Genomic DNA, 16,804 nt, shown 5'->3' on the forward strand with positions numbered 1-16,804 from the left:
AAACACGGGAGAACGCCATGCCCCATCTCACCCTCGAATACAGCGCGAATCTCGCGGATGCGAACAGCATGGGTCAGCTATGCGAATCGCTTGCGCACGTGCTCGATGCACAACGCGACGAGAACGGCGCGCGCGTGTATCCACGCGGCGGCATTCGCACCCGTGCGCTGCGCTGCGAGCAGTACTTCATTGCCGACGGCAACCCCGGGAACGCCTTTCTGCACGGCTGCCTGAAGATCGGCGCAGGCCGCTCCCAGGCCGTGCGACGGGCGACGGGCGATGCGCTCTTCGAGGCGATCAAGCAGCACTTCGAACAAGCCTTCGCGTCGCACGGCCTCGCGCTCTCGCTCGAAATCGTCGAGTTCAGCGAGGAAGGCGCGTGGAAGCACAACAACCTGCACGCCCGGCTCAAAAACGCGAGTTCATGATGCTAGATCAGCAAACCATCTGCGAGCTGGCCGCACGGCTCGACGAAGCCGAACGCACGCGCACGCAGCTGCGGCATTTTTCGCGGTTGCATCCGGAGATGACAATCGACGACGGCTACGCGATCCAGCGCGAGTGGGTCAAACTCAAGCTCGCCGCGGGCCACACGATCAAGGGCCGCAAAATCGGCCTGACGTCGCGCGCCATGCAGCGCGCGTCGCAGATCGACGAGCCCGACTACGCGCCGCTGCTCGACAGCATGTTCATCCCCGCAGGCAGCGAGATTCGCGCGGACCGCTTCATCGCGCCGCGTGTGGAAGTGGAATTGGCGTTCGTGCTGAACCGGCCACTGCAAGGGCCCGACGTCAAGCTCTTCGATGTGCTCGACGCAACGGCCTATGTGACGCCGGCCATCGAGATCATCGACGCGCGCATCGAGCAGTTCGACCGCGAAACCCACGCGCCGCGCAAGGTGTTCGACACGATTTCCGACTTCGCCGCCAACGCGGGCGTCGTGCTGGGCGGCCGCCCGGTGAAGCCGCTCGACGTGGACCTGCGCTGGGTCGGCGCGCTGCTCTACAGGAACGGAGCCGTGGAGGAAAGCGGCCTGGCCGCCGCGGTGCTCGACCATCCGGCAACCGGCGTTGCCTGGCTCGCCAACAAGATCGCGCGCCACGACGAGCGCCTGGAAGCCGGCGACGTGATCCTGAGCGGCTCGTTCACGGCGCCGATTCCGGCACGCGCGGGCGATACGTTCCATGCCGATTACGGCCCGCTGGGCGGCATCGGCTTCCATTTCATCTGATCAGGATGCCGTCATCATGGCCGTACCCGCCAACCCGTTCAAGCGCGCGCTCGCGCAAGGCCGCCCGCAAATCGGCCTGTGGGCCGCACTCGCCGACTCGTACGTAACCGAACTGCTTGCGAACACGGGCTTCGACTGGCTGCTGATCGACGGCGAGCACGCGCCCAATGATTTGCGCAGCACGCTCGCGCAACTGCAGGCCGTCGCACCCTACCCCACGCACGCGATTGTGCGGCCCGTGCGCAACGACGCGGCCATCATCAAGCAACTGCTCGACATCGGCACGCAAACCCTGCTCGTGCCGATGATCGAGAACGCCGAGGAGGCACGCGCCGCCGTCGCCGCGACGCGCTATCCGCCGCACGGCGTGCGCGGCGTGGGCAGCGCGCTTGCGCGTGCCTCGCGCTGGAACGGCTCTGCGGATTATCTGCATCATGCAGCGGAAGAACTGTGCGTGCTGGTCCAGGTGGAAACGGCGAGCGCGCTCGCGCAGCTCGAAGCCATCGCGCAGGCAGGAGGTGTGGACGGCGTGTTCTTCGGGCCCGCGGACCTGAGCGCTTCGATGGGCCTGCTGGGCCAGCCAGGCTCGCCGCAGGTGCGCGAGGCGATCTACAACGGCATTCGCACTGTGCGCGCGCAAGGCAAAGGCGCGGGCGTGCTCGCGGCCGATCCGGTCATTGCGAACGAATATCTGGAAGCTGGCGCGACGTTCGTCGCCGTGGGCAGCGACGTGTCGTTGCTTGCACGCAGCGCAAGCGAACTGGCCGCGAAATTCCGCCAGCCTGCGGCGCGCGGCTAACGCGCGTTCATCCCGCGTTCATCGCGTCGCGCGCGGGGCGCGCTTCATTCGCCCGCTTCCCCGCTCTGTATGAGCTTGGCCAGCACGCTTGCCAGCACTTCGCGCTCGTGCTCGCTCAGCGTGGCGAGAATCGCGTCGTTCGTCGCCTTCGAGATCGCCGTGGCGCGCCGGTAGGTGCTGCGTCCCTGCGCCGTGAGCGCCACGAGCACGCCGCGCCCGTCCGCCTCGTTCGAGGTCTTGGCGAGCAGGCCCTTGCGTTCGAGCACGTCGGTGGCGCGGCTCGCCTGGCTGCGGTCGAGATTCGATACGCGCCCGAGATCCGACACCGACAACGATCCGAACGCGCCCACGCTGAGCAGCAGCCGCGCCTCCGTGAGCGACAGGGAGAGCGCTGCCTCGAACGCGTCGCTCATCGTGCGATCGGTCTGCTTCTTGAGCACATGGAGCCGATAGGTGAACAGCTCCGCGATGTTGTACTTCCCCGTCATGGATCTTCCCGCCTGGTTTTCACCGGCCGCGAAATGCGGCCACGCCGTCAGGATAGCATCGATGAAAGCGCTGTTCTGCAGGCATTTCATGGAAAGTTTGATGCTTGCACACGCATTTATTTGCGCGTAGGATCGGCGTGATCAGAGCCCGCCACGAGGAGACTTTCATGAATGAAAACATCCAGCGCACGCGCCCCGAATGGTGCGACCCCACGGAATGGGCGGTGCGCGTGCAACTCGCCGCTGTGTATCGCGTGTTTCATCTCATGGGTTGGACCGAGCTGATCTTCAATCACATTACGCTGCGCGTGCCCGGGCCGCACAAGCATTTCCTCATCAACCCGTTCGGGCTCACGTATGACGAAATCAAGGCCTCGAATCTCGTCAAGATCGATCTCGAGGGCAATATCCTGAGTCCGAGCGAGTATCCGATCAACCCGGCCGGCTTCGTGGTTCACAGCGCGATACATGCAAACGTGGCAGACGCGCATTGCGTGATGCATACGCACACTACGGCAGGGCTCGCGGTGGCGTGCATGGAAGGCGGCCTCGCGTATACGAACTTCTATTCGGCGCAACTGCACGACATGGTCGCGTATCACGACTTCGAAGGCATCACCGTGCACGCCGAAGAAAAATCGCGCATTCTGAAGTCGATGGGCGACAAGCGGCTGCTCATTCTGCGCAACCACGGGCTGCTTTCGCATGGTGTGACCCTCGCGCACGCTTTTGCGCTGCTCTGGACGCTCAATCGCGCGTGCGAGGTGCAGGTCGTGACCGATTCGATGCGCGGTCAGACGCTGCCGATCTCGCCCGCCATTACCGAACGCTCGACGCGCGACGCCTTGCAGTTCTCGCCCGAACACGGCGCGGGCCAGAACGTGCTCGACGCGCTGATCCGTCGTGTCACGCGCATCGACCCGTCTTATCAGGAGTGAAAGTATGAACACCCCGAACCGGAAGATCACCGTCATCGGCGGCGGTGCGATCGGCGGCCTGCTCGCGGCGCGTCTGGCGCGCGCGGGCATCGCCGTGAACCTGCTCGCACGCGGTGCGCATCTGGAAGCGATTCGCCGCGACGGTCTGACGATCGTCGAAGGCGACACGCGCTACACGCAAGCCGTCAACGCCACGAACGACGCCGCATCGCTCGGCGCGCAAGACATCGTCTTCGTTTGCCTGAAGGGTCAGGCGCTCGCCCAGTCGGCCGCTTCGCTCGCACCGCTCGTGGGCCCGCACACGCATATCGTCTCGGCGATGAACGGCGTGCCCTGGTGGTTTCTCCACGGCTTCGGCGGCACGCATGCGAATGGCCCGCTCGAAGCGGTCGATCCCGGTGGTGTCGTCTCGAAGGCGCTGCCGCCCGCGCAGGCTTCGGGCTGTGTCGTGCATCTGTCGTCGTCGATTGCGGGGCCGGGCGTGATCCGCAAGGGCGGCGGCAATCATCTGATCGTCGGCGAGGGCTCGGCGCACATGGCCGCGCACGCGCAGGAAGCGCGCGACCTGCTGGCGCGGGCCGGCTTCGAGGTCACGAAGGCCGCGCCGATGCAGGCCGATATCTGGGCGAAGCTCTGGGGCAACATGACGATGAACCCCATCAGTGCGCTCACGCGCTCGACCGCCGACGTGATTCTCGACGACCCGCTCACGGCGCAGCTCGTGAGCGCGGTCATGGCCGAGGCGCGTGCGATCGGCGAAGCGCTCGGCATTCGCCTCGCGATGACCATCGAGGAGCGCAACGCGATCACGCGCAAGCTAGGCGCGTTCAAGACCTCGATGCTGCAAGACGTGGAAGCGGGCCGCTCGCTCGAAGTCGAAGCACTTCTTGGCGCGCCCTATGAACTGGCACAGCGTGTGGGCGTCGCGGCGCCCTCGCTCGGCATGCTCTACGGTCTGGCGCGGCAGCTCGACGCGAATCTCGAAGCGGCGCGCCAGAAAGGCTAACCGTCAATCCTCGAGCGGCTTGCCCGTAAGGTCGCGAATAAACGGCAACGCGAGGCACGAGATCGCCACGCACGCCATCACGTACCACGCGGGCGCGAGCAGATTGCCCGTGCTCTTCACGAGCCAGGTGGCAACGGTCTGCGCGAAGCCGCCGAAAATCGCCACGCCGATGCCGTAGACGATCGCCATGCCTGTCGCGCGTACGGCGCGCGGGAACATCTCGGGCAGCATCGTGATGGAGGGCGCGGCCTGCAGCCCAAGCAGCACGCTCAGGCCGCCTACGGTGATCAAAAGACGCGCGGCATCCGGGCCGCTCGCGAGCCACAGGAACGCCGGGTAGATCAACAGCAAGACACCCACGCGCGGCCAGAAGATCAGCGCGCGGCGGCTGAACCGGTCGCAGAGCAGGCCCGATACGGGCGCCACCAGAAAGGTCACGACGCCGGAAACGAGCCCCGCCAGCAAGGCCGTGGGCGCGGGCACCTTCAGTTCGTGAATCGCATACGTCGGCATATAGAACGTGACGACATAGGCCGTGACCGTGGAGCCGATCGTCAGCAGGATGCCGAGCGCCGAGCGCCGCCAGTGATCGCGCAGCACGGCGAGCACCGGCATGCGCACCACGCTCGCCTGCGGCGGCAACTGCTCGTCAAGACGCCGGCGAATCCACATACCGAGCGGCGCGATCGCTACGCCCATGAGGAAAGGCACGCGCCAGCCCCAGGCGAGCAGCGTGTCGGCGGCGAGGAAAGTCGTCAGGAGTCCGGCCGTTAATGCGCCGAGCGAAACGCCCATCCCCTGGCTCGCGAACTGCCAGCTGCCGAGCAGGCCGCGATTGACGGGCGTGCCTGCCTCGATCAGCAGCGTGGTGGATGCGCCCACTTCGCCGCCCGCGGAAAATCCCTGCAGCAAGCGCGCGAACACGATCAGGACCGGCGCGGCCACCCCGATCTGCGCGTAGGTGGGGGCGAGGCCGATCAGCATGCAGCCTAGCGCCATCATGAAGATGGTGAGCGTCATGGCGGGCTTGCGTCCGGCGCGGTCGGCATACGCGCCGATCACCACGCCACCCAGCGGCCGCATGACGAAGCCCACGCCGAAGGTCGCCACCGAGGCCAGCAACTGCCCGTAGCTCGACATGGTGGGAAAGAACAGCTTGCCGATGGTCAGCGCGAAGAAGCTGTAGACGGTGAAATCGAAGAATTCGAGCGCATTGCCGATTGTCGCGGCGACGATCAACTGCGTGCGGCTCAGTTTGCCCTTGCGCACTCCGGTCATGCTGACGCTGTTCATGGCTCTCCTCGTCGGCCTCTGGCGGGCCTGAATGTTGACCGTGCAACGGTAGCATTCGCCCGGGCGCACGCGCCACTGATCAAAACCCGCGTACGCCACGAACCGCGTATGGCAATGAAACGTCCCTTTTATCGGCGCCCGGCATGCGCGTCTCATCCGCGTTCGTAAGGTAAAAGAGGCATACTCCCGGCATAGTCAGCACTCACGTTTCGCGCGGCGCGCCATTTTTTGGCGGTTCCGCAAACGCCCTGCGGGCCACCCACGCACAAAGTGGGCACCGAAATTGCGGCAGCGCGTCGAACGTTCCGACGAATCGGGCGCCGGCAGGCTATGCGCCGCGCCAACGCGCTTCCAGCCGCGCGTTTGGTCCCGCTGTCTTTTCCTCCGCCGCCACTGAAGGGTCGCCGCAGTCGCGACCCGTAAGCCCATGACAAGGATGTCCCTTTCTTCTGCCTTTCGGTTCCCGCGCGCGTCGCGCCTGCAAGCTCTCGTTGCCGTCCTCGCCGTTTCAGCCGGCCTGACGCTCGCGCTCGGCGCGTCGCGTGCAGCGGCGGCGACACCGGCCACCGTCGCCGAAGCGTTCAAGCCCGGCGCGAGCCCAGCGCATCCCGCGCAGCCTGCCGCGCCCGCCGCTAATGCCAACGCGGCCAACCCGGCCGCCCCCGTGGCGCTCACGCCCACCCAGGCGCAAGCCGCCCTGCAGGTTCTCGACGATCCCGTGCAGCGCGGCCACATGGAAGACACGCTGCGCGCCATCGCCGCCGCTGGCGCGCTGGCCGCGCCCGCCTCGGCGAGCGCGGCGGCCAGTGCGCCCGCCGCGGCCTCCGGCGCGGCGGCATCCACAGCCGCTTCGGCGCCGCTCGCGGGCGCATTGCGCTCCAACGGTCTGGTCGTGCAGATCGCCGATCACGCGGCGCACGGCGCGCGCACGATGGGCCAGCATCTGAGCCATACGTTCGCGACGCTGCTCGGCCTCTGGTCCACGCGCAACTGGTGGCAGGACCATCTGAACACGCCGGAAGGCCACGCGCTGATGCTCGCGCTGCTGCGCGTGCTGCTGCTCACGCTCGTGCCCGCGCTCGCGCTCGCCACGCTGCTGCGCCGCGTCGTCGCCACGCCGGAGCGCGCCATTGCCGCGCATCAGGCCGCGAAACAGCGCGAGGACGCCGGCCCTGCGCAAGGCGGCACGCCGACGCCGCAGCCACAAACACCTGAAGCGACGGGCACGAGCCTCGCGCTCGCCGCGCAGGCGAAAGCCGCCGATGCGAAGGCCGACGCGCAACAAGACGCCCTGCGCGAAGCCGCAGGCATGGAGCCGGCCGAGGGCAAGAGCGGCCAGGACGAAAAGGACAGCGACCCGAACGCCGGCCCCCGCGCGAACGCGGGCGCCAACGCGGCAGCGCGCGCCACCGTGGTCGCGGCGCAAGCCGAGGACAACGCCAGCGCCTCGCCAAAAACCGCCGCCGACCGCGCGAAAGAGGCGTACCACGCGCTGCGCGGCGCGCATCACTGGCGCCTCTTGCAGCGTCTGCCGGGCGCGTTGCTCGTGATGCTGCTCGAAGTCGTGCCCGTGATCGCCTTCGGCCTGTGCGCCGCGGGCGTGCTGTCGCTCTTCGGCCCCGACGACGCCGCGCCCGCCGAAGCCGTGGGCCAGATCGTCGATACGTATGTGATCTGCCGCGTGATCGTGATGTTCGGCAAGCTGCTGTTCGCGCCCGACGCCGCCGCGCTGCGCCTCGTGCCGCTACCCGACGACTGGGCCGCTTACGCGCAGCGCTGGCTCGTGCGCGTCGTCGTGATCGGCGGCGTGGGCGGAGCGATTGGCGGCGCGGTGCCGCTCGGCATGACCGAGGACGCGCATCTCGCACTCGTGAAGGTCGTCACGCTGGTCGGCCACCTCGCGCTTGCCGTGATGATCCTGCAGCTGCGCCGCCCCGTGGCCGACGCCATGCGCGCCGCCGCCGCACGCCATGGCTCGTATGCCTGGTTCATGCAATGGTTCGCCGACATCTGGGTGGGCGTGGCGCTCTTCGTCGTCCTCGCGCTCTGGTTCGTCTGGGCGCTCGATCTGCGCGGCGGCTACGCGGCGCTGCTGCGCGCGGGCGGACTCTCGCTCGTCGTGCTGCTCGCCGCGCGCGTGAGCGCCATCGTGCTGCTCGGGGCGTTGAGCCGCGCGTTCGGCTTGCGCGACGATCAGGAGAAGATGAGCTTCGGCCAGCGCCGTGCGTATCGCTATTACCCGGCACTGCGGCGCATCGTCGTCGTGGCGATCTGGATCGTCTCGCTCGACCTGCTGCTGCACGTCTGGGGCCTGCGTCCCGCACGCATTCTCGCGCTCGCGCCGATGGGGCATCTGCTGGGCTCTGCACTCCTCACTATCGTGATCGCCGTCATTGCCGCCGTCGCGATCTGGGAGTTCGCGAACGGCGCGGCCGAGCGGCGCCTGAACGCATGGACCGACGCGGGCGACTTCGTACGCGCCGCGCGACTGCGCACGCTCTTGCCGATGTTCCGCACGACGCTGCTCGTTTCGATCCTCGTCGTGGTCGGGCTCACCGCGCTCTCGCAGCTCGGCGTGAACACCGCGCCGCTAATCGCGGGAGCGAGTATTTTTGGCGTGGCGCTCGGCTTTGGCTCGCAAAAGCTCGTGCAGGACTTCATCACCGGCATCTTCCTGTTGACGGAAAACGCCATGCAGGTGGGCGACTGGGTGACGGTGGCGGGCGTCTCGGGCACGGTCGAGTTTCTCTCGATCCGCACCGTGCGCCTGCGCGGCGGCGACGGTTCGCTCTACACCGTGCCGTTCAGCTCGGTGACGACGGTGAACAACACGAATCGCGGCATCGGCAACGCGGCGGTGAAGGTGCAGATCGCGCATGGCGCGGATCTGCAGCGCGCCATCGACACGCTCAAGGACATCGGCGCCGAGATCCGCAAGGAAGACGCGTTCAAGAACGGCATTCTCAGCGACTTCGCATACTGGGGGGTCGATCAGGTGGATGGCGCGGCCGTCACGCTTGTCGGGCAGATTCAGTGTAAGGACTCGGCGCGCTGGGGTGTGCAGCGCGAGTTCAACAAGCGCGTGTTGCTGCGCTTCACGGAGCGCGGCATCGAGCTGGCGAATCCGCAGCGCAACTTCCTCGTGGGCATGGCGCGCGGTGACGATGTCGAAGGGCATACGCACGGCGACGATCACGACGACGACGCCACCGACAACGATCGCGCGCGGGCGCAGGCGCACGGCGCTTCGAAGACGGGCGCGCAAGGCGGCAAGCCGCGCGCCGGCCGCGCCGGTGCGTCGGGCGACGGTAACGGGTCGTCGAGCGGCAAGCCGAATTGATGCGTGGACATCATGGCCGGTGCGCGGCTCGCGCGCGCCGGCCTCACCCGTCGCTTCGCCCGATCGATCTCCCGAAAAGTCTCACCGATACGGGGCGAGCAACGTCGCGGCGCAACGCTGGCAGGGTAAAGTTCTCCGTCTAATCAAGGGTCTGCGAGCGGTGGCATGAGGCGCTGCACGCGCGGCGCGGTGAGTCCCGAAGAAGCTCACCTTTCCTCTGCTTGCGCGGCGCGCCCGATATAATCGATTTGCCATTCAACGAGGACATCTCATGAAATCACTGATTGCCCTGGTCGCCGCTGCCACCGTTGCAACGACCGCGTTCGCCGCCAACCCCATCGACAAGTTGCCGTCGGGCGTCGTCGTCGAACACATCAAGCAAGGCACCGGTCCGCAGCCCACCGCCACCGACGTCGTGCGCGTGAACTATCGCGGCACGCTCGCGAACGGCACCGAATTCGACAGCTCCGACAAGCACGGCGGCCCGGCGACCTTCCCGCTCAATCGCGTGATTCCGTGCTGGACGCAAGGCGTGCAGAAGATGAAGGTCGGCGGCAAGGCGAAGCTGACCTGCCCGGCGGCGACCGCTTATGGCGATCGCGCGGTCGGCCCGATTCCGCCGAACAGCGATCTCACGTTCGAAATCGAGCTGATCGGGATCGGCCAGTAAGGCCAGCAGATTCTGCAGGCAAAAAAACGGGCGGTTGAGGTGTCACCCTCGCCGCCCGTTCTTGTTTTTGCAGGGACGCAGGCCTTACGCCTCGACGTCCTCGAAACTGAAGATTTCCGACTGGTCGTTGTACGAAAAGACCTCGCCGTAACGCGCCCACTCGATCACGGTATCGAGCGTTTCTTCGGCGTCGACATCGGAAAGCACGTCCTCCAGCTCCTGCTCGAAGCGCACGCGCGGCGCGCGATGGCCCGGGCGCTCGTCGAGCACCTTCTTGATGCGCGCCGCGAGCGGCACGTTGCGCAGCAGGTGATCGGCGAACATGAGCTTGCGCGCCTGCGTGCCCATCTCCGCAAACACGCGGGCGGGCGGCGTGAGCAGCACATCGCCTTCGCGCACGTCGGCGAAGCCGAGCTGCTGCAGCATTTCCACGATCGGGAACAGGTCGTCGACTTCCAGATGCAGCGAGCGCGCGATTTCCGGCATGTCGGCGCGGCCGTGATACGGTGCGGCCGCCAGCGTTTCGATCAGACCGGCCATGATGTTGGTCGACACGTCCGGCAGGCGGCTGCCCACTTCGAGACGGCGAGTCGTGGCCTCGGCGGCTTCGCGCGCCGTCATCTTCGCGTAGATGTCGTCGACGAGCTTGCGGAACGCCGGGTCGAGCCGGTTGCGCGGATGCTTGAACGGCACCTTGATCTCTGCCGACACGCGCCCAGGGTTCGACGACAACACGAGAATGCGGTCGCACATGAACACCGCTTCCTCGATGTTGTGCGTGACGATCAGCACGGACTTGATCGGCAGACGCCCTTGCGTCCACAGGTCGAGCAAATCGGTACGCAGCGTTTCGGCCGTGAGCACGTCGAGCGCGGAGAACGGCTCGTCCATGAGCAGGAGCGTCGGGTCGACCACGAGCGCGCGCGCGAAGCCCACGCGCTGGCGCATGCCGCCCGAAAGCTCACGCGGATAGGCGTTTTCGAAGCCGTCCAGACCGATCAGGTCGATGGCCGCCAGCGCCCGCTCGCGGCGCTCGCGCGCGCCCACGCCCTGCGCTTCGAGGCCCGCTTCCACGTTCTGCAGCACCGTGAGCCACGGGAACAGCGCGAAGGTCTGGAACACCATCGACACGCCTTCGGCCGGCCCTTCGAGCGGCTTGCCGAGCCAGTTCACCTCGCCTTCGGTCGGCTCGATGAGCCCGGAGATGATGCGCAGCAGCGTGGACTTGCCCGAGCCGGAACGGCCCAGCAAGCCGACGATCTCGCCCTCGCGCAGCGTGAGGTTCACGTCGTCGAGCACGAGGCGCTCGTCCTCTTTCTTCGCGAAGCCGCGCGAAACATGCTTGACGGCGAGCACTTCCTGGCCGGGAGCGGGCCGCATCGGCAGCAGGTCGGAAGAGACGATTTTCGGATTCAGCATGATGTCACTCCATCTCAATCGAGGCGCAGCCGGGACTCGGCGTAGGTGTACAGCGGACGCCAGAGCACGCGATTGAACAACGTAACGAACAGGGACATCATCGCGATGCCCAGAATGATCTTCGGGAAGTCGCCGGCGGCGGTCGTTTGGGCGATGTACGAGCCGAGGCCATGCGCGACGACTTTCGTGTCGCCCCACTGCACGAACTCGGAGACGATGCTCGCGTTCCATGCGCCGCCGGAAGCCGTGATCGCGCCCGTGATGTAGTACGGGAAAATGCCCGGCAGCATGGCCTTCTTCCACCATTGCCAGCCGCGAATGCGGAAGTTCGTGGCCGCTTCCTTGTAGTCGTTCGGATAGGCGCTGGCACCCGCGATCACGTTGAAGAGGATGTACCACTGCGTGCCGAGCACGATGAGCGGCGAGAGCCAGATGTCCGGGTTCAGGTGAAAGCGCACGATCACGATCACGAACACGGGGAACAGCAGGTTGGCCGGGAACGCGGCGAGGAACTGCGCGAGCGGCTGAACCTTCTCGGCAATCGCCGGACGCAGGCCGATCAGCACGCCGAGCGGCACCCAGATCACCGAAGCGATAGCGATCAAGAGCAGCACGCGAAAGAGCGTGATGAGGCCGAGCACGAACACGTGCCAGACTTCATCGAGCGTGACGCCCGTGCGCACATAGGCCACGACGCGCCACACCACGAACACAGTCAGCGCGATCACGAACGCGGCCCAGACGATGTCGCCGATACGCGAGCGCTTGCTGATCGTGGTGACGACGGGCAGCGACTTCGGCAGTTGCACGCGCAACGGAATGCGCGCGAGCGTGGCGAGCAGGAAGCCCATCGGCACGAGCAGACGGTGAATGAGACGCGTGCGGCGAATCAGGTCGAGCAGCCACGATTCGGGCGCGTCGCCCGAGCTCGTGTTCTCCATGCGGAACTTGTCGGCCCACGCGACGAGCGGGCGGAACAGGAACTGGTCGTACGCGAGAATCACGACGACCATCGCGAGGATCACCCAGCCCACGGCGTGCAGGTTCTTTTCCGCGATCGCCTGGGCCAGATACGCGCCGACACCCGGCAGCGTGATCGTGTTGTTGCCCACCGTGATCGCTTCGGAGGCCACCACGAAGAACCAGCCGCCCGACATCGACATCATCATGTTCCAGATGAGGCCCGGCATCGAGAACGGCACTTCGAGCTTCCAGAAGCGCTGCCAGCCCGTGAGATGGAAACCTCGCGAGACTTCATCCAGATCGCGCGGCACCGTGCGCAGCGACTGGTAGAAGCTGAAGGTCATGTTCCACGCCTGGCTCGTGAAGATCGCGAAGATCGCCGCGAGCTCGGCCCCCAGCACGCGCGAGGGAAAGAGCGCGAGAAAGAACGTGACCGTAAACGAGATGTAGCCGAGCACCGGCACCGACTGCAGGATGTCGAGAATCGGCACGAGCACCTGGCCCGCGCGGCGGCTCTTCGCCGCGAGCGTGCCGTACACGAGCGTGAAGATGAGCGAGGCCACCATCGCCGCAAGCATGCGCAGCGTGGTGCGCATGGCGTACTCGGGCAGGTTCGCGGGATCGAGCGAGATGGGCTGCGCCTTCAACGTGGCAATGGGCGCCATCGTTTCGTGAAAGCCCACGGCCGCCATTGCGATCAGGCCGATCATCAGCGGGAACGCCACGAAGTCCCAGCGGTTCGGCAGCACGCGCCACGCCGAGGCGTTGGCCGTGCGGTTCAGGTTGAAGCTGAACTCCATTAGCGGCCTCCGTTAGCGAGTACTGGCGTGGGCACGAGCACGCCGGCGCAGGCGCGCGCTGCGCGGCGGGTCGTTCGCAATGTGTGGTTGAACTGGTTCATGTCGAAGCACCGGCGATGGGTTATTGCGCGAATCCCTCGCGCGGCGCGTAGGGCCGGCCTGGCCGGCAGGGCATACGCGCGGGGATCCGTTACTGCTTGTCTGATTCAGACCCGAAACACGCGCGCTCGCAGGTCTCGCCAGCGCGCGGCGAGTCGCGATTCCCGGCAGGGCGGCGGGGCGCTCGCGCGCTCACGCGCGCCGAGCAGATCGGGATGGAAGGTGTGCTGCGTTTGCTGCAGTTGCGACAGATGCGGCAAAAGAAGGCCGAAGTTCATACTGGTTCTCCTGGCGTCGCGGGGGACGCGTTGGGGAGGAAAGCCAGCAGACCCGGCAGGGCGCAATCTTTCAGCGCGCGGCGGCTCGCGTCTGCCCGCTTTCCTCAGTGCAATTCGAAAGGAAGCGGCATAACGGATAACTGTCACTGTCAGACATCGGAACTCCTTATCGTCACGGCGGCTGAGCCCAGGGCTTGCATCGAGTCGGTAGCTCGAACGCGAAGCGGCTTCAAGGGCTTCAAAGCGCGCATGTGTCGATCCGCGCGTCGCGCTCAGGGCGCAACGAACGAACCGTGCCGCAAGCGCGCATCGATCAGGGCGGGCTTACGGCGCGATGTCGGCCATCCGCGGCGCTCGATACGGTCAAGGCGCTGCGGCGTCGGTCGACGCTATTCAAGAGTGCACGAGGATTTACTGCTGGACGCGCACCATCTGCCTGGCTGGCAAGACGGCGGCTGGAAGAAAAGGAGCGCGGACGTCCTGCCGGTCAGGCAGCGAAACTGTTCGAAGATCGACAACTGCTACTGTCCAAGGCGTCAGCCCCTTTTGTTAAGACGGGCGAATTTTAGGCGCGCCACCTGTCCGAAGTCAACACGATTCGCATCCCGCGTCAAATCTCGTGCCAATGTCACCACAGCGCGCACCGGCGGCCCGCTCGGGCACGCGCCCGGTTCGCCACAGCGCATCCCTGGCTCGATCGGCGCGGCCATGCATTTTTTGGGGATGCATCCCCCGCCGGCGGCCTTCCGTCTGTCGCCTCGATCCGGCTTGTCTTTCAAAGAGGGATCGTTCACTTCACCATACTGCCTGCTACCCACTGCGTCTGTGCGGCGACGGTCATTCAACCCCGGCCGCAAGGTGCGTACCCGGCGTCGCGCGCGTCACGCGCTCTTGCGCAATGCGTGCTGGCTGGCATCGCCTGCGCCCATGCGCTCGAGCCGCTCGCTTGCCTCGGTCAGCGCCCACAGCGGCGCGCCTTGCAACTGGCGGTCGTACACATTCACGAGTTGCGCAACAGCCTCGAATCCCGCATCGTCCAGCTGCCAGCCGCCGCCCGTGTTGCCGCTCTCGAAACAGGCGATCAGCGCGGCATCCGCCGCTCGCACCTGTTCCGGCTCGAGCGCGCCATATCCGGCCTCCGCAATCGATTGCGCGAGCACGTGAGCATGGAGCAACGCGCGTGCGTCGTCGCCGGTGCCGCCGCGGCGCAGCGCGGCGAGCGCGAGATGCACCTGCAGCGCGAGTTCGTTGGCGACCGCGCGCGGGATCGGCAGCAGCATCGACTTGCTGCGTCGGGGGCGACCGGCTTGCGAGCGCTGCGGAAAAGGGATGGTCCTGGCCATGGAAGGGCAAGTAAGAGTCTGTTCCGTGCAATAACGGCACGGCGCGCCGAAGGTTAAGCGCCGACCCTCAAATCGAATGTAACTATCAGTGACAGACATGCGCCGCGCATCGCCTGACAGGCGGGCAAGCGGCTGGCGGCGGCCGGCTCAGCGCGGTTCGCGCTCGCCCCCGCCGTCGGCGCGTCGCGCGGCCATGAACGCCTCGATGTGCGCGATGGCCCGCTCGCACTGCTCGAGGCTCAGAAGGTGGATCGACGGATTGGGCAGGTCGAAGCCCAGTTCGTCCCCGAGCCAGCGGATGGCCTTGCCCCGTGCCTCGAAGGCGTTGACCTTGTCGCGCCGCATCTTCGCGGCCACCAGCGGTTCGAGCGCGTCGTGCAGGCGGCTCTTGGCGTCGCGCAGGGCGGCGTTGGCAAGCCGGCCGAGCGGCACGTTGCGCGTGCTGCGCGCGGGCACGCCGATCCAGGCCTCGCAGGGCGTGCAGACCCATAGCGGGCCGTGATCGTCGCGATACGGGTAGGCCTCGTCGGCGAAGCGCGCGAGCACCGCTTTCGCGCCGCAGTAATCGCACAGCGGCTGCGGCAGCGCCTTGACGGGGCGGCCTACGCGCATGCGGCGCTCCTCGGGACGATGGTCGATGGATGCATGACTTGATGGGTGGATGAGAAAAACGGGGGTCCGCTACCTCCGCTGCTGCGAGCGGGCCCTCGCGAAAGGATAACGGCAAACCCCGGCGCACGGCAGCGGTGAAACGGGGCGCCGCGGGTTGCCGCATGCGCGATCAGTTCGCGCTGGCGGTGGCGTGCGCCTCTTCGCGCTCGAGCGAGCGCGTGTCGCGCAGGGCCGGAAAGAGCCGCATCCACAGCAGCGCGACGCAGATCGTCGCCACGCCGCCCACCAGCACGGCGCGCTGCGCGCCCCACCAGCCAGCGGTGAGGCCCGACTCGAACTCGCCAAGCTGGTTCGACGTGCCAATGAACAGCGAATTGACCGCGCTCACGCGGCCGAGTTTTTCGTCGGGCGTGCGCAGCTGCACGAGCGACGTGCGCACGACCACGCTCACGACGTCGGAAGCGCCCAGCACCGCCAGCGCCATCAGCGACACGACGATGTTATGCGACAGCCCGAACGCGATCGTCGCGCAGCCGAACACGATCACGCCGCCGAACATCGCGAGACCCGGGCGGCGCCGAAGCGGAAAATGCGCGAGCCAGATCGAGCCCGCCAGCGCGCCCGCGGCCGTCGCCGAGCGCAACAGACCGAGCGCGATGGGCCCGGCGTGCAGGATGTCGCGGGCGAACACGGGCAAGAGTGCCGTCGCGCCGCCGAACAGCACCGCGAACAGATCGAGCGACAGCGCGCCGAGAATGACGGGCTGCGAACGGATGAACGCGATGCCCGAGAACACCGATTCGAGCGTGACGGGGGCGCGCGCGGGCGGTTTGGCGCGCAGCGGGATCGTGCCCGAGAGCGTAGCGGCCGCCGCGAACGCGAGCGAGCAGGCCGCGTAGGCCGGCGTCGCGCCGATGCCGTACAGCAGGCCGCCCAGCGCCGGGCCGACGATGTTCGCGGTCTGGTTCGCCGAGGTCGACCACGCGGTCGCGTTCGGCAGCTGCGAGCGCGGCACGACACCCGGCAGCAAGGACGAAATGGCGGGCGACTCGAATGCGCGCGCTGCGCCCACGCACGCGGCGAGCGCGTAGATGACCGGCGCGCTCAGCCAGCCGCCGACCGTGCCGGCCGCGAAGGTCAGGGCGGCGGCGCATTCGATGAGCTGGCAGACGGAGGCGATGCGTCTGCGGTCGTAGCGGTCCGCCACGTGGCCGACGACGAGCGTGAGGCAGAACATCGGCAGGAACTGCGCGAGGCCGACGAGACCGAGCGCGAACGCACTATGCGTGAGCGCGTAGATGTGCCAGCCCATGGCGACGGCGAGCATCTGGAACGCGAGCGACGACAGCACGCGCGCGCCATAGAAGCGCTGGAAACCGCGATTGCGCGAAAGGCTGGGCGGGTCGTCGGATGCCGCCTCCGGAGAAGGTGTGGTCATTGAACAGCGGGAAAAGCGAAAAATCGGGTGCGCGCGCAACGAGGCAATAAGCGAGGCGCAAAGCGGTAATTTTAGTTCATGCGGCGT

Annotated in this window: 15 protein-coding genes; 7 read left to right on the forward strand and 8 right to left on the reverse strand. The window is 66.9% G+C overall.

The window, feature by feature from the left end:
• Positions 1 to 17: 17 nt before the first annotated feature.
• Genes BFD71_RS01550 through hpaI form a run of 3 tightly spaced genes read left to right on the forward strand, consistent with a single transcriptional unit; the run spans position 18 to position 2,030 of the window.
• Positions 18 to 428 carry a 5-carboxymethyl-2-hydroxymuconate Delta-isomerase gene (locus tag BFD71_RS01550; RefSeq protein ID WP_069261514.1) on the forward strand — a complete coding sequence of 137 codons (411 nt, stop codon included), beginning with the start codon at positions 18 to 20 and terminating at the stop codon, positions 426 to 428.
• Positions 428 to 1,231, forward strand: a complete 804-nt coding sequence (gene hpaH / locus BFD71_RS01555) for a 2-oxo-hept-4-ene-1,7-dioate hydratase (RefSeq protein WP_069261860.1) — start codon at positions 428 to 430, stop codon at positions 1,229 to 1,231. Before BFD71_RS01550 ends, hpaH begins: the two co-directional genes overlap by 1 nt.
• A gap of 16 nt (positions 1,232 to 1,247) precedes the next feature.
• Positions 1,248 to 2,030, forward strand: coding sequence for a 4-hydroxy-2-oxoheptanedioate aldolase (hpaI, locus tag BFD71_RS01560; RefSeq protein ID WP_069261515.1), 783 nt, complete (start codon positions 1,248 to 1,250; stop codon positions 2,028 to 2,030).
• Positions 2,031 to 2,074: 44 nt separating this feature from the next.
• Here hpaI and BFD71_RS01565 read toward each other — a convergent pair whose 3' ends face one another.
• On the reverse strand, positions 2,075 to 2,518 hold the full coding sequence (locus BFD71_RS01565) for a MarR family winged helix-turn-helix transcriptional regulator (protein ID WP_069261861.1): 444 nt from the start codon (positions 2,516 to 2,518) through the stop codon (positions 2,075 to 2,077).
• 167 nt (positions 2,519 to 2,685) lie between these two features.
• Here BFD71_RS01565 and BFD71_RS01570 point away from each other — a divergent pair, with 167 nt between their 5' ends.
• Both BFD71_RS01570 and BFD71_RS01575 read left to right on the forward strand, forming a co-directional pair.
• The gene (locus BFD71_RS01570) at positions 2,686 to 3,456 is read left to right on the forward strand and encodes a class II aldolase/adducin family protein (RefSeq protein WP_069261516.1); all 771 of its coding nucleotides are present in this window, start codon (positions 2,686 to 2,688) and stop codon (positions 3,454 to 3,456) included.
• Between the two features lie 4 nt (positions 3,457 to 3,460).
• A complete protein-coding gene (locus BFD71_RS01575) occupies positions 3,461 to 4,462 on the forward strand; it encodes a 2-dehydropantoate 2-reductase (protein WP_069261517.1) in 1,002 nt (333 codons plus the stop codon).
• 3 nt (positions 4,463 to 4,465) lie between these two features.
• Here BFD71_RS01575 and BFD71_RS01580 read toward each other — a convergent pair whose 3' ends face one another.
• Positions 4,466 to 5,755 carry an MFS transporter gene (locus BFD71_RS01580; protein WP_069261518.1) on the reverse strand — a complete coding sequence of 430 codons (1,290 nt, stop codon included), beginning with the start codon at positions 5,753 to 5,755 and terminating at the stop codon, positions 4,466 to 4,468.
• A gap of 436 nt (positions 5,756 to 6,191) precedes the next feature.
• Here BFD71_RS01580 and BFD71_RS01585 point away from each other — a divergent pair, with 436 nt between their 5' ends.
• Entirely contained in the window at positions 6,192 to 9,095 is a 2,904-nt protein-coding gene (locus BFD71_RS01585; protein WP_069261519.1) for a mechanosensitive ion channel family protein, read from the forward strand.
• A 271-nt stretch (positions 9,096 to 9,366) separates the two neighbouring features.
• Positions 9,367 to 9,765 (forward strand): FKBP-type peptidyl-prolyl cis-trans isomerase, encoded by a 399-nt coding sequence (locus BFD71_RS01590; RefSeq protein WP_069261520.1) that lies wholly within the window; start codon positions 9,367 to 9,369, stop codon positions 9,763 to 9,765.
• A gap of 84 nt (positions 9,766 to 9,849) precedes the next feature.
• On the opposite strand, the gene BFD71_RS01595 is transcribed toward BFD71_RS01590, so the two are convergent.
• From BFD71_RS01595 to BFD71_RS01615, 6 genes are all read right to left on the reverse strand, one after another.
• On the reverse strand, positions 9,850 to 11,184 hold the full coding sequence (locus BFD71_RS01595) for an ABC transporter ATP-binding protein (protein ID WP_069261521.1): 1,335 nt from the start codon (positions 11,182 to 11,184) through the stop codon (positions 9,850 to 9,852).
• Between the two features lie 14 nt (positions 11,185 to 11,198).
• Positions 11,199 to 12,947 carry an ABC transporter permease gene (locus tag BFD71_RS01600; RefSeq protein ID WP_069261522.1) on the reverse strand — a complete coding sequence of 583 codons (1,749 nt, stop codon included), beginning with the start codon at positions 12,945 to 12,947 and terminating at the stop codon, positions 11,199 to 11,201.
• Positions 12,948 to 13,153: 206 nt separating this feature from the next.
• Positions 13,154 to 13,324 carry a hypothetical protein gene (locus tag BFD71_RS41250; RefSeq protein WP_176732804.1) on the reverse strand — a complete coding sequence of 57 codons (171 nt, stop codon included), beginning with the start codon at positions 13,322 to 13,324 and terminating at the stop codon, positions 13,154 to 13,156.
• 881 nt (positions 13,325 to 14,205) lie between these two features.
• Positions 14,206 to 14,604: a hypothetical protein gene (locus BFD71_RS01605; protein WP_256094447.1), complete on the reverse strand. Its 399-nt coding sequence runs from the start codon at positions 14,602 to 14,604 to the stop codon at positions 14,206 to 14,208.
• Between the two features lie 210 nt (positions 14,605 to 14,814).
• A complete protein-coding gene (locus BFD71_RS01610) occupies positions 14,815 to 15,279 on the reverse strand; it encodes a zinc-finger-containing protein (protein ID WP_069261524.1) in 465 nt (154 codons plus the stop codon).
• 169 nt (positions 15,280 to 15,448) lie between these two features.
• Positions 15,449 to 16,717, reverse strand: a complete 1,269-nt coding sequence (locus tag BFD71_RS01615) for an MFS transporter (protein WP_069261525.1) — start codon at positions 16,715 to 16,717, stop codon at positions 15,449 to 15,451.
• Positions 16,718 to 16,804 lie beyond the last annotated feature (87 nt).

Origin of the sequence: Paraburkholderia nodosa (genome assembly GCF_001718195.1) — a bacterium.
Taxonomy (GTDB): Bacteria; Pseudomonadota; Gammaproteobacteria; order Burkholderiales; family Burkholderiaceae; genus Paraburkholderia; species Paraburkholderia nodosa_A.